Genomic DNA, 12,221 nt, shown 5'->3' with positions numbered 1-12,221 from the left:
GGACGCTCGGGTCGACGTGCCGGTGGGCGTGCGCGGGGCACGCCGGGACTGCAGGGGTGTCAACGAGGACCTCCGGGAGGGGGCTCGTCGACACGGTGCCTGCAGCGCCGGACGGCGATGTCCGGGGGATCGGCGTTCCTGGCGTGGAACCGTGGACGGGCCCTGGCGCGGCAGTCGGTGCCGCGCGGACGAGTGAGTCGTCCGCCAGCCTACGCGAGCCACGTGGGTGCGGCACCGGCCGGTTGGGGGCGGCAGCTGCGCCCCCTGCGCGAACGGCCCGTATGGGAAGACCTAGCTCCCGTACGTGCCGTTCGCGCGGCACGGGCGGGACCGGGAGCGGGGTGTCGGCTGGGCGGGTGCGGCCCCGGCCGGTTGGGGGCGGCAGCCGCGCCCCCTGCGCGAACGGCCCGTATGGGAAGACCTAGCTCCCGTACGTGCCGCGGGCCTGGTGCGGAGCCTCGCTCGCGTTCGCCATCACCGCGGCGTACGGCAGGATCTGCGCCTGCTGGGCGTACAGCGGGGCGAGATCGGCCAGCGGCTGCAGCCGGGCGAGCACCGTCTCCGGTTCGGCGGAGGCCACCACGGAGTAGCTCTGCGCGATCGCGGGCCGCCCGGAACGGGGCGGGGCGAGGATCAGGAAGCTCGTGAGGTCGCGCGGCGAGCCCTCCACGAGGGTGCCCCACCCGGCCAGGTAACCCGCGACGTCGGTGACCTCGCCGGCGTCCTGCACCAGCACCGCGAACCCCACCGGGCCCACCTCGTCGGCCTCGAACTCGAACGCCGTGACGACGCCGAAGTTCGCCCCCGCCCCGCGCACGGCCCAGAAGAGGTCCGGGTTCTCGGCGTCGCTCGCCCGCACGATCGAGCCGTCGGCGAGCACCATCTCGACGGCGCGCAGGTGGTCGATCGTGAGTCCGTGCAGCCGGGTCAGGAACCCGATCCCGCCCGCGGTGGCGAGCCCGCCGACGCCGACGCCGCCGTAGTCGCCCGAGCTCAACGCCCAGCCGTACGGGGCGAGCGCCGCGGCGACGTCGGTCCAGCGGGCGCCCGGCCCGATGCGGACGCGGCGCGGGCGCTCGTCGAGCACCTCGATCGCGTTCATCGCCGACACGTCGACCACGATCCCGCCGTCGTTGGTGGAGCGCCCGCTGATGCCGTGCCCTGCGCTGCGGATCGCGAGCGGCAGCTCGGGGTGGCGGCGGGCGAACGCGAGCGCGTCGGCGACCTGCTGCGGGGTCGCGGCGCGCAGCACGATCCCTGGCGCGCCGCCGCGCAGGTAGCCGGAGCGGAAGCGGGCGTAGGCGAGGTCGCCCGGCTCGACGACCTCGGCGACGTCCGGAGCGGCGTCGTAGTCGATGCCCGGATGGCGGCGGGCCCGGGCGGCGGCCCGCCGGACGCGGGGGCGGTGGGCCGCAACGGCCCGCAGCGCGGGCGCCTCGTCGCGCGCGAACCGGGCGAGCGCCTCGGGGTCGCCGGTGGCGAGCAGCACCGAGTCGACGCCGTGCCCGGAGACGAGCGCCGCCAGGTCCGGCACGCCCGCGGGGACGAGGATCCGCCGCCGGATCTCCCGCGGATCGCGCCCGGCGGCGCGGGCGGCCTCGTCGATCGTGTGGTGCGCGGCGGCGAGCGCTCCCGGGTCAAGGGTGCGCAGGTCCGCCGTCCAGCCGTCGGCGACGCGCCCGGCGAGCCGCAGCAGCGCCTCGCCCGTCCCGGCCAGCGCGAGAGGGACGTCGTGGGCGGGGGCGGCCCGCTGCGCGCCGGCGAGGCGGTAGGTGCGGCCGGGGAAGCGGGCGAGCCCCCGGTCCGTGACGTTCCACAGCTCGCGGACGACGGCGACGGCCTCCTCCAGGACGGCCACCGCGTCCGGAGTGCCCGTGGCGAGACCGAGCCCGACGCGGCCGCCGCTGAGGTGGTCCAGGCTCGCAGCGGCCCGCGCCACCATCGCGGGATCGCGCGGCGGGACGGCCATCGCCTCCGCGACCAGCCCGATCCGGCCGGTGGCGGCGGCGATCCACGACAGCAGCGTCCAGGCGTCGAGCTCCGGGTGGGCGGGATCGTCGGCCACCGCGACCAGGTCGAGGCCGAGCGCGTCGGCCGACGTCGCGAGATCGACCGCTGACGGGGTCCGGGGCAGCAGGACGCCGAGTTCGAGGGGAGGGCCGCCGGTCACCGGGGCCGCCGGAAGGGGGGCACGGACCCGACGATCCCGGCGCCGCCGTGCTACGTCAACCAACAGGTAAGCGACTAATGAGAAGTAAGTGTATGGTCGCGGCGTGACCGTCGAGAGCCTCCCCGTTGCCGGGTTCGAAGACATCGACGAGGAGCGCTGCCGCAGCTTCCAGGCGACCGTGGAGGTGGTCGGCAGGAAGTGGACGGCCGGGATTCTCCTCGCGGGCATCCGGGGCGCGCGCCGGTTCGTCGAGTACCGCGCGCACGTTGTGGGCATCTCGGACCGGTTGCTCGCCCAGCGGCTGCGCGAGCTGGAAGTGGACGGCCTGGTCGAGCGGGTGGTCGTGCCGACCACGCCGGTGCTCGTCACCTACCGGCCGACGCAGCGGGCGATCGGGCTGCTCCGGGCCCTGCAGCCGCTGATCGAGTGGAGCCTCGCGGACCGGGCGGACGCCCGGTCCGGCGGCTGACCGGGAGCCTGCACCCGGACGGCTCAGCCGGCGAGCGAGAGCAGGGCGATCGACGGGCCGAACTCGCGCACCGGCGGCAGCGACGCGACCGAGCGGAGGATCCTGCTGCCCCACAGCCCGCGACCGAGCGGGACGTCGACGCTGCGCACGGACGCGACGCCCGGCAGCGCCTCGAACACCCGCACGGTCTGCGACGGGGTGAAGGCCGTCGGCATCCCGGGCGCGGTGTAGCGGGGCGTGAGCTTCAGGCCCTTCAGGGTGCGCCTGCTGAACCACGGCGGGATCGAGTCGAAGAGCAGCCGCCCGCCGGGGAAGCGGCGGGCGCACTCGGCGACCAGCGCCAGGACGTCGTCGCGTTCGAGGTACATGAACAGTCCCTCGGCGCTGACGAACACACCGGCCGACGGGTCCTGCACCTCGTCGAGCCACGCCAGGTCCAGCGCCGACATGCTCAGGGGCACCATGCGGTCGTCGTCGGTCGGGAAGAGCGCGGCCCGCGCGTCCATCACGGGTGCGAGGTCGACCGAGAGCCAGCGGGCCCGCGGCGCGCCGACCCGCCAGAAGGTGGTCTGCAGGCCCTCGCCGAGGGCGACGACCGTCGCGCCCGGGCGGTGGGCGAGGTAGCGGCCGATCTCCTCGTCGAGGGCGAGCGCCCGGAGCGGGTGGGACTGGCTGGGCGGGCCGAAGCGGTCCCAGTCGTAGTCGATCGACCCGTGCGCGCGGACCGCGTACGGGTCCTCGATCAGCGGACGGGGCCCGACGGCGAAGGCCGCGCGGTTGCGCAGCGTCCACAGGGCGGTGGCCGAGACCCCGTCCAGGGTGGCACCGTTGACCCGCGTCATAGGGCTCCACCTCGTCAGCGTCGTCGGCTCCGCACCTCGTGTCGCGGAGATGAGGCGAGCCTATCCTGCACGCCGGCCGCGGCGCTGGTACACGAGGTGGCGAGGCGCGCCTCCGTCCGGCGGGTGCGTCAGCCGTGCCGCGAGACTAACGGTGGCCGATTATATTGTGATCGATCTAATTCCGGGCTAGCGTCGAGCCCGTCTCGCGACGACGCGAACCGGGAGGTCCCCCGTGACGAGGGTGCGCGACGGGCGAGCCGGTCCCGGTCACCGTCCGGTTCTCGAACGGCGACCCGAACCCGGTGTGCCCCGACGCGGCGCAGGACGACCCGCGGGGCATGGCCGTCAAGTTCTCCCTGCCCGACGGCTCCACGACGGACGTCGTGTGCCAGTCCTGGCCCGTCTTCCCCGCCGGGACGCCGGAGGGTTTCCTCGGCCTGATCCGAGCGCAGGGCGAGGGCGAGGCGGCGACCGAGGCGTTCCTCGCCGATCATCCGGACATCGCCGAGGCGGCCGGCAAGGTCGCCGCGGCCGGTGACCCGCCGCTGAGCTGGGCGACGATGGCGTTCAACTCGCTCGTCGCCTACCGGCTGGTGAACGCCGACGGCGACGCCCGGCACGTGCGATGGCGCCTCGCGCCCGAGGCCGGCGAGCACAGCCTCCCCGAGGCGGAGCGTGCGACCGCGGACCGCGACTACCTCGTGACCGGCATCGTCGAGCTGCTCCCGGTGCGCTACCGGCTGCTCGCCCAGCTCGCCGAGGACGGCGACCAGACCACCGACTCCAGTCGCGAGTGGCCCGCCGAGCGGGAGTGGGCCGACATGGGGGTCGTGGAGATGACGGGCCCGGAGACCACGCGGGAGCGCGACGGCGACATCCTCGTCAACGACCCCATGCGCGTCACGGACGGGATCGAGCCGTCCGACGACCCGATCCTGCATATCCGCACCTACATCTACGGGGAGTCCGTGCGGCGGCGCAGCGGCGTGGAACGCCCGGCGCAGCTGTAGCGGGTCAGGCAGGGGCGAGCCGGCACCCGATCCCGTCGAGGACGATCGCCAGCTTGCGCGCGACGTGGGCCTCCGGGTCCGCGACGATCGCCTCGATCCCGGCCCGCAGCGGCGGCGAGTAGTGGTCGAGGGCGGCCCGCATCTCGTCGGAGAGCGTGCCGGGCTCGTCGGGACGGTAGATGCGCGCCATCTGCTCGGCCGCGTCGTGGACGAGGTCCAGGACGGAGTCGACGGCCAGCAGCGCGGCGTCGAGGTCGAACCCCAGCTCGACGAGGCCCGACACGAGCTGCTCCATCCGGCGCGCGGCCACGGTGACGAGCCTGCGCTCGTGGCGGCGCACGAGCCCGGCGTAGCGGCGTAGCAGCCGCCAGCGCGTCCAGGCCTCGGTCTCGAGGACGTGGCGCCAGCCGCGGTCCGTCGGTGGCAGCGGTGACCCGGCGAGGATCGCCTCCAGGGCGGCGGCGACGAGATCGTCGCGGCTGTCGATGTAGCGGTAGAGCCCTGCGGGGGCGACGCCGAGCGCCGCGGCGACCGCGCCGATCGTGACGCGCTCGACGCCCAGGTCCAGGGCGGCGGCGACGACCTGCTCGCGGCTCAGCCGCGGCTTGGGGCCGGGACGCCGGCCGAGCCGGCCCCCGGCTCCGGCGGGCGGTGCGGTCACGGGCAGAGCGTAGGCGCTGGCGGCGCCGAAGGATTGCGAATCTCGTTCACGGATGATTAAGGTATGCCTTCCCTGAGAAGAGAGGGGCGCTGTGAAGGGGTCACTGCTGTACGCCACGCCGTCGGTCGTGGCGGTCCGCGACGTCGGGCCGCACCTGCGCCGCATCGTCCTGGGCGGCGGGCTGGAGGGCTTCCGGTCGATCGCCCCGGACCAGCAGGCGAAGCTGTTCTTCGCCCGCGACGGCGGCGTCCCACGGCTGCCCGGGGCGCCCGCCGACCTGGGCGAGGTCGCGGGCTGGTACGCCCGTTATCTGGCCGTTCCGGAGCCGGAACGCCCCTGGATGCGCACCTACACCGTCCGCCGCCACCTCCCGGACCGCGCGCAGCTGGAGATCGACTTCGTGCTGCACGCGGACGATCCCGGGCCCGCGTCGCGCTGGGCGGCCGTCGCCCGTCCCGGCGACGTCGTGGGCTTCCTCGGGCCCGCGGTCTCGCACTGGCGCACCGCACCGCCCGGGGTGCCCAAGCTCTTCGCGGGCGACGAGACGGCGCTGCCGGCCATCGCGGCCTGGTGCGAGGTGCTGGATCCGGGGGAGCGGGCCGAGGTGCACGTCGAGGTGGACGGCACCGCCGACGAGCTGCCGCTGGAGTCCGCGGCGGACGTGCGCATGCACTGGCACCACCGCGGCGGCGAGCCTGCCGGCCGCTCGACGGCGCTGGTCGACGCCGTCCGCGCGCTTCCGTCGCCGTCCGGCCCGCTGTTCGGCTGGCTCGCGGGGGAGGCGTCCGCGGTGCGGGCACTGCGCCGCCACCTCGTCGGCGAGTGGGGCCTGGACAAGCGGGCCGTCGCCTTCGCCGGGTACTGGCGGCTGCACCTCACCCAGGACGACGCCCCGACCGCGGAGGACGCGGCCGAGGCCGCCGAGATCATGGCCGAGCTGGAGGCGCAGGGGGCCTGACCGGCCGCACATCCCTGCCACCGCCCGATCGGGAGGTCACCGTGTCCACCGCCGTCGCCGAACCGGCCGTCACCGCCGACACCCGGCCCACTCCGCCGTCGGCGCGCGAGATCGCCCGGCGCCAGGCTGCCGCGCTCGCCCGCCTGCGGGCACCGGTCATGGGCCGCACCCGGCTCGCGATCGCGCTGGCCGCGGCCGGCGCGCTGGCCGCGCTGGTGCCGTTCGTCGCACTGGCCCGCCTGGGTGAGCTGCTCCTGGCCCCGGGGCCGGTGGACCGCGACGCGGTCCTCATGGTCGCCTGGCTGGTGGTCGCCGGGCTCGGCGTGCGCGGCCTGTGCCTCGGCACGGCGCTCGCGGTCACCCACTTCGCCGACTCCTCCCTGCAGGCCGACCTGCGCCGCCGCATGATCGACCGGCTCGGCCGCGTGCCGCTGGGCTGGTTCTCCGACACCTCCTCGGGCGTGGTGCGCAAGTCCGCCCAGGACGACGTCTCCGACCTGCACCACCTCGTGGCCCACCACTCCGTCGAGCTGACGGGCGCGGTCGTCCTGCCGCTGGGGGGCCTGGCCTACCTGCTCTGGCTGGACTGGCGGCTCGCCCTGCTCGCCGTCGCGACGCTGCCGTTCTACGCCGTCGCCTACGCCTGGATGATGCGCGGCTACCAGGAGCGCATCCAGGAGATGAACGCCGCGTTCGCCCGGATCAGCGCCGCCGTGTCGGAGTTCGTGAGCGGCATCGCGGTGATCAAGGCGTTCGGCCGGGCCCGGCGTGCGCACGAGGCCTACCGGCGCACCGCGGCCGAGTTCGGCGAGACCTACGCCGGCTGGGTGCGGCCGATGCTGCGGATCTCGGCGCTGTCCAGCTCGGCGCTGGTGGCCCCGGTGGTCGCGACGGTCAACGCGGCGGGGGGAGCCTGGTTCGTCGCGGAGGGCTGGGTGAGCCCGGTCGAGGCGATGACGGGCCTGCTGGTGGCGCTGATCCTGCCCTCCACCGTCACCGCGCTCGGGTTCGGCGCCCAGTCCCGGCGCACCGCCGCGGCCGCCGCGGAACGGATCGCGGACATCCTCGACACCCCGGTCCTGCCGGTCGCGGAGCACCCCCGGGTCCCCGAGGGCCACCGCGTCGAGTTCGACGGCGTCTCCTTCTCCTACGACGGACGCGTCGACGTCCTGCACGGGGTGTCGCTCACCCTCGAGCCGGGGACGGTCACGGCGCTCGTCGGCCCGTCCGGCTCGGGCAAGTCGACGCTCGCGACGCTGCTCCCGCGCTTCCACGACGTCACGGCGGGGGCGGTGCGCCTCGGCGGCGTGGACGTGCGCGAGATCGCGCCCACCGAGCTGTACCGCCACGTCGGCTTCGTGCTGCAGGACGTGCAGCTGCTGCGGGCGAGCGTCGCGGACAACATCCGCCTCGGCCGCCCGGAGGCCACCGACGAGGAGGTGCGCGACGCCGCGCGTGCCGCTCAGGTCCACGACCGCATCACGGCCCTGCCGCGCGGCTACGACGCGGTGATCGGCGAGGACGCGCAGCTCTCCGGCGGGGAGGCCCAGCGGGTGTCCATCGCCCGCGCGCTGCTCGCCGACACCCCCGTCCTGGTGCTGGACGAGGCCACCGCGTTCGCCGATCCGGAGTCGGAGGCCGCCATCCAGGACGCGCTGTCCGAGCTGGCCCGCGGGCGCACGCTGCTGGTCGTCGCGCACCGGCTCACGACGATCACGGGTGCGGACCGGATCGCCGTCCTCGACGCCGGGGCGGTCGTCGAGGCCGGCACCCACGACGAGCTGCTCGCCGCGGGCGGGCGCTACGCGCGGATGTGGGAGGCGACCCGATGATCAGCCCGATGATCACCGACCTGAGGGCGATCCTCGGCCCGGCGCACCGCGGCGCGCTCGACGTGTACCTCGCGGCGACCGCGGCCTACGCGATCTGCCAGGGTCTCGCGGTGGTGCTGGTGGTGCCGTTCCTGGAGCGGCTCCTCGCCGGCGCGGACGTGTGGCCGTGGATCGGGGCGATGGCCGTCGCCGCGGTACTCACCTGCGTGCTGCACTACGTGCAGGCCATGCGCGGGTTCGAGGTGGCCGTCACCGTGCTGCGGACGCTGCAGGCGCGCATCGGCGACCACGTCGTCGCGCTGCCGCTGGGCTGGTTCTCCCGCGAGCGCACGGGGCGGCTCTCGCAGATCGTCACCGGTGGCACCGTGTCCCTGGCGGGCATGTTCGCCCACCTGCTCACGCCGCTGCTGGTCGGCGTGCTCACCCCGGCCACGATCGCGCTGGCGATGTTCGCCTTCGACTGGCGCCTCGCGGTCACCACCCTGCTCGGGGTGCCGCTGCTCTCCGGGGTGTTCCGCTGGGGCGCCGCGCGGATCGGGCGCGGCGACCAGCTGAGCGACGCCGCCTCCGTCGCGGCGGGCGACCGGGTCGTCGAGTTCGCGAAGGCGCAGCGCGCGCTGCGGGCGTTCGGCCGCGGTGCGCAGGGGTACCGCCCGCTGGAGGACGCGATCGAGGAGCAGCGCACGGTCGGGCGCCGGGTCCTGTGGATGTGGGTGCCGGGGATGGTGGCGGGCGGGTTCGCCGTCCAGCTCGTGTTCTCCGCGCTCATCCTCGTCGGGGTGCTGCTCGCGCTGGGCGGGGAGCTGGATCCGGTGCGGCTGGTCGCGGTGCTGGCGCTGGCGGCACTGTTCAGCGGCCCGCTCGCCGAGGTCGTCGAGCTGGCCGGGGCGGCCCGGATGGCGCGCAACGACGTCCGCCGCATCGCCGACCTGCTCGCCGAGGAGCCGCTCGCCGAGCCGTCCGCGCCGCTGCCCGCCCGCACGCCCGGCGAGGTCGAGTTCGACGCGGTGACCTTCGGCTACGAGCCCGGACGGCCGGTGCTGCGCGACGTCTCCTTCCGCATGGCACCCGGCACGATGACGGCGCTGGTGGGGGCGTCCGGGTCGGGCAAGACCACGGTCGCCCGGCTCGCGGCCCGGTTCTTCGACGTCGACGCCGGGACGGTGCGCGTCGGCGGCGTGGACGTGCGCGACCAGTCGACCGAGGCGCTGATGGCGCAGGTCTCGCCGGTGTTCCAGGACGTCTACCTGTTCGACGACACCCTGGAGGCCAACATCCGCGTCGGCCGCCCGGACGCCACCGAGGCCGAGGTCCGCGAGGCCGCGTTCCGCGCCGGGGTGCCGGAGATCGTGGAGCGGCTGCCCGACGGGTGGGCGACGCGGGTGGGGGAGGGCGGCACGTCGCTGTCCGGTGGGGAGCGCCAGCGCGTGTCGGTGGCCAGGGCGATCCTCAAGAACGCGCCCGTCGTGCTGCTCGACGAGGCCACCGCGGCGCTGGACCCCGAGCACGAGCGGTTCCTCGGCGAGGCGGTGCAGGCGCTGCGGGAGCGGTCGTCGCTGCTGGTCATCGCCCACCGGCTGCCGACGGTCGTTGCCGCCGACCAGATCCTCGTGCTGGGCGACGGCGAGCAGGCCGGCACGCTCGTCGAGCGCGGTACGCATGCCGAGCTGCTCGCCGCGGGCGGGCGGTACGCCGCGTTCTGGCACGAGCGCAACCGGTCGCGGGGGTGGCGCCTGACCGCGCCGCGGCGATGATCCGGCGCACCCCCAGCGGTGCCGCGCCCGGGGTCACGCCGCGACGCGCGGGCCCGCCGGCACGGGGAAGGACCCGGGATGCGCCCCGACCCGCCGCGGCATCGTCACCGTGGATCGGCAGATCAGCTCCTTCACCCACGCGGCGATCCGGCCGCCGACGTGGAACGGGCGCGGCGAGTCGTCGCGGCGCACCAGCTGGAAGTAGCCGCTGCGGCGGCCGAGGCTCAGGCACTGCGCGACGAACCCCACCGACGCCGGAGCAGGCGGCGCGCCCCGCAGGCCGGCCAGCAGGACGGAGGCGGCGTGCACGCCGAGCGGCAGCGCCGTCGCGCACGCCATCCGCAGGTGCCCGCCCACTCGCGCCGGCAGGACCACGGCGTCCCCGGCACCGACGATCGCCGGGGCGTCCTGCGCCTGCAGGAACTCGTCGACGCGCAGGCGCCGCAGGGCGTCGACCGTGAGGCCGCTGTCCGCGGCGAGGCCGGGTGCGACGAACGACGCCGCCAGCACGCACACATCGAACCCGAGCAGGCGCCCGTCGCCGAGCCGGACGCGCCCGTCCTCCACGGCGGCGACGGTGCTGTCCTCCTCGACCGTGACGCCGAGGCGGCGCAGGGTCCGCAGGATCGACCGCCGTGCGGCCGGGCGCATGAAGCTCAGCACCGGTGTCGCCGAGACGAGGGTGACAGCGTGCTCGGGATGCCGTTCGGCGAGCTCGGCCGCGGCCTCGACCCCGGTCGGCCCGCCGCCGACCACCAGCACCCGCGTCCCCGGCCCTGCCGCACGCACGGCGGCCGCCGCGCGCTGCGCGCCGTCGAGGTCGCCGAGCAGGAACGCGTGCTCCCGCGCACCCGGGACGGGTGCGGCCGCCACGCTGCCCGCCGCGTAGAGGAGCCGGTCGAACGGCAGCGTGACGGTCCCGTCCGCGGTGGCGACGGTGACGGTGCGCGCCGCGGCGTCGATCCGCGTCGCCGTGCCCTCCAGCAGCTGCGCATCGGGGTGCAGGATCCCCGACAGCGGATGCCCGACCGCCGGCCGCGTGCCCGCGGCCAGCTCGTGCAGGCGGATCCGCTCCACGAAGTCCGTGCGCGGGTTCACCACGGTGAGCGCGACGCGGCGGCGTTCCGCCGCGCTGAGCGATCCGAGGAATCGGTTGGTGGCGATCGTGCCGGCGTACCCTGCGCCGATCACCACGACGCGGTAGGTCTGCATTGTTACCTCCGGGTTTCGGGTGTCGTACACAGGACGGGACGGCCGCCCCGGACGTGAGGCGGGAGCACCGTCGCGTCCGTCACACCGGAACCCCACGGGCGCACCCGTGCCAGGTCGTGGCGTGCTGGTTCTACTGCCGCGCCGCCTCGGCGCCTAGGGTCGGACCCGGCCGGCGATGCTGCCGGTCGAGGTCGGGAGGCAGCCGTGGGCGAGTTCTGGGCGACCACCGGTCCGGACTGGCAGGAGATCCTCTCCGCCACGCACCTGGACTGGACGGTCCGGGTCGACCATGAGCCGTTCGAGGCCTGGGTGCGCCGCTGGTGGATCGACGACCTCGCGCTCGTGGACTGCCAGTGCAGCCCCTGCTCCGGAACCCGCAGGCGGCGCCAGATCGCGGCGACGGACGGCGAGTTCGTCGTGGTGCTGGTCAACCGGGGTGGGCGCGAGACCGTCGAGCAGGACGGCGAGGCTGCGCTCGCCCCCGGCGACGCCGTCGTCTGGGACTCGACCCGACCCGCCCGGTTCGCCGTGCACGAGCCGCTGACGAAGCGCAGCCTGCTCATCCCGCGCGCGGCGCTCGCCGAGGTGCACGGCCGGGTACCGGCCAGCACCGTCCTGGACGGGCGGGCCCCGGCCACCCGGCTTCTGCTGTCCTATCTCGACACGCTCAGCGCGACGCTGCCCGCCCTCGGCCCGTCCGCCGTGGCCGCCGCCCGCAACGCCACGCTCGAGCTGCTGGTCGGGGCCATGCGCGCGGACGGGGACGTCCCGTCGTCGAGCACCGCGCAGCCCGCGTTGCGGGCCGCGATGGACCGCTACATCGAGCGGCACCTGCTCGGCGGCGCGGTCTCCGTGAACGCCATCGCCGCCGCGCACGGCGTCTCGGTGCGGACCGTGAACCGGGTGTTCAACGCGACGGGGCAGACCGTCGGTGAGGTGATCCGGGTGCGCCGCCTGGCCCGGGCCCGGGAGGAGCTGGCGGACTCCGACCGCCCGGTCTCGGCGATCGCGCACCGCTGGGGGTTCGCCGATCCCAGCCACTTCACCCGCAGCTTCAAGGCGCACTACGGCGCCTCGCCGACCGCCTACCGCCGGGCCGCCAGATCTGTCGCACCGGTTCCAGCGGGTGGCGCGCTGGTGCAGGCCGGGGGTGCGCGGCGCGCGTGAGACTCGGGTCACACCCGACCCGAGGAGTTTCAATGACCGTGTCAAGCCGCTGTGGCTGCCGGGGCCGGTGCCTCGGTGGTGAAGCGGCGGTTGTCGCGGACCAGGGCCCAGACGAGGTCGACCAGCCGGCGGGCGAGCGCGATCAA

At 75.4% G+C, this 12,221-nt stretch carries 9 protein-coding genes and 1 pseudogene; 6 read left to right on the top strand and 4 right to left on the bottom strand.

The genetic code is table 11. The features are described 5' to 3' along the window. Nucleotides 1-421 precede the first annotated feature (421 nt). Nucleotides 422-2,170 (bottom strand): LLM class flavin-dependent oxidoreductase, encoded by a 1,749-nt coding sequence (locus AB7J25_RS27700; protein WP_428513775.1) that lies wholly within the window; start codon nucleotides 2,168-2,170, stop codon nucleotides 422-424. Nucleotides 2,171-2,273: 103 nt separating this feature from the next. On the opposite strand from AB7J25_RS27700, the gene AB7J25_RS27695 reads away from it, so the two are divergent. After that, on the top strand, nucleotides 2,274-2,639 hold the full coding sequence (locus AB7J25_RS27695) for a winged helix-turn-helix transcriptional regulator (protein WP_428513773.1): 366 nt from the start codon (nucleotides 2,274-2,276) through the stop codon (nucleotides 2,637-2,639). Between the two features lie 23 nt (nucleotides 2,640-2,662). Here AB7J25_RS27695 and AB7J25_RS27690 read toward each other — a convergent pair whose 3' ends face one another. Beyond that, a complete protein-coding gene (locus AB7J25_RS27690; RefSeq protein ID WP_428513771.1) occupies nucleotides 2,663-3,481 on the bottom strand; it encodes a class I SAM-dependent methyltransferase in 819 nt (272 codons plus the stop codon). 260 nt (nucleotides 3,482-3,741) lie between these two features. On the opposite strand from AB7J25_RS27690, the pseudogene AB7J25_RS27685 reads away from it, so the two are divergent. After that, nucleotides 3,742-4,491: pseudogene (locus tag AB7J25_RS27685) on the top strand (catalase); the annotation flags it as partial. Nucleotides 4,492-4,495: 4 nt separating this feature from the next. Here AB7J25_RS27685 and AB7J25_RS27680 read toward each other — a convergent pair. Continuing rightward, nucleotides 4,496-5,152 carry a TetR family transcriptional regulator gene (locus tag AB7J25_RS27680; protein WP_428513769.1) on the bottom strand — a complete coding sequence of 219 codons (657 nt, stop codon included), beginning with the start codon at nucleotides 5,150-5,152 and terminating at the stop codon, nucleotides 4,496-4,498. A gap of 91 nt (nucleotides 5,153-5,243) precedes the next feature. On the opposite strand from AB7J25_RS27680, the gene AB7J25_RS27675 reads away from it, so the two are divergent. Genes AB7J25_RS27675 through AB7J25_RS27665 form a run of 3 tightly spaced genes read left to right on the top strand, consistent with a single transcriptional unit; the run spans nucleotide 5,244 to nucleotide 9,696 of the window. Continuing rightward, the gene (locus tag AB7J25_RS27675; protein ID WP_428513767.1) at nucleotides 5,244-6,110 is read left to right on the top strand and encodes a siderophore-interacting protein; all 867 of its coding nucleotides are present in this window, start codon (nucleotides 5,244-5,246) and stop codon (nucleotides 6,108-6,110) included. A 41-nt stretch (nucleotides 6,111-6,151) separates the two neighbouring features. Next, nucleotides 6,152-7,942 (top strand): ABC transporter ATP-binding protein, encoded by a 1,791-nt coding sequence (locus AB7J25_RS27670; protein ID WP_428513765.1) that lies wholly within the window; start codon nucleotides 6,152-6,154, stop codon nucleotides 7,940-7,942. Nucleotides 7,943-7,950: 8 nt separating this feature from the next. Beyond that, nucleotides 7,951-9,696, top strand: coding sequence for an ABC transporter ATP-binding protein (locus tag AB7J25_RS27665; protein ID WP_428513763.1), 1,746 nt, complete (start codon nucleotides 7,951-7,953; stop codon nucleotides 9,694-9,696). Nucleotides 9,697-9,729: 33 nt separating this feature from the next. On the opposite strand, the gene AB7J25_RS27660 is transcribed toward AB7J25_RS27665, so the two are convergent. Next, a complete protein-coding gene (locus AB7J25_RS27660) occupies nucleotides 9,730-10,908 on the bottom strand; it encodes an NAD(P)/FAD-dependent oxidoreductase (RefSeq protein ID WP_428513761.1) in 1,179 nt (392 codons plus the stop codon). A 204-nt stretch (nucleotides 10,909-11,112) separates the two neighbouring features. On the opposite strand from AB7J25_RS27660, the gene AB7J25_RS27655 reads away from it, so the two are divergent. Further along, entirely contained in the window at nucleotides 11,113-12,075 is a 963-nt protein-coding gene (locus tag AB7J25_RS27655) for a helix-turn-helix domain-containing protein (protein WP_428513759.1), read from the top strand. Nucleotides 12,076-12,221: the final 146 nt, after the last annotated feature.

This window comes from Pseudonocardia sp. (assembly GCF_050246655.1).
Taxonomy (GTDB): domain Bacteria; phylum Actinomycetota; class Actinomycetes; order Mycobacteriales; family Pseudonocardiaceae; genus Pseudonocardia.
The sequence above is the reverse complement of the archived record's forward strand: the minus strand, read 5'-3'. Positions and strand labels throughout refer to the sequence as shown.

What these genes read in the sequence shown, in the direction of transcription:
- AB7J25_RS27690 (WP_428513771.1), bottom strand. Translation starts at nt 3,481, where the DNA reads ATGACGCGGGTCAACGGTGCCACCCTGGACGGGGTCTCGGCCACCGCC.
- AB7J25_RS27660 (WP_428513761.1), bottom strand. Translation starts at nt 10,908, where the DNA reads ATGCAGACCTACCGCGTCGTGGTGATCGGCGCAGGGTACGCCGGCACG.
- AB7J25_RS27665 (WP_428513763.1), top strand. Translation starts at nt 7,951, where the DNA reads ATGATCACCGACCTGAGGGCGATCCTCGGCCCGGCGCACCGCGGCGCG.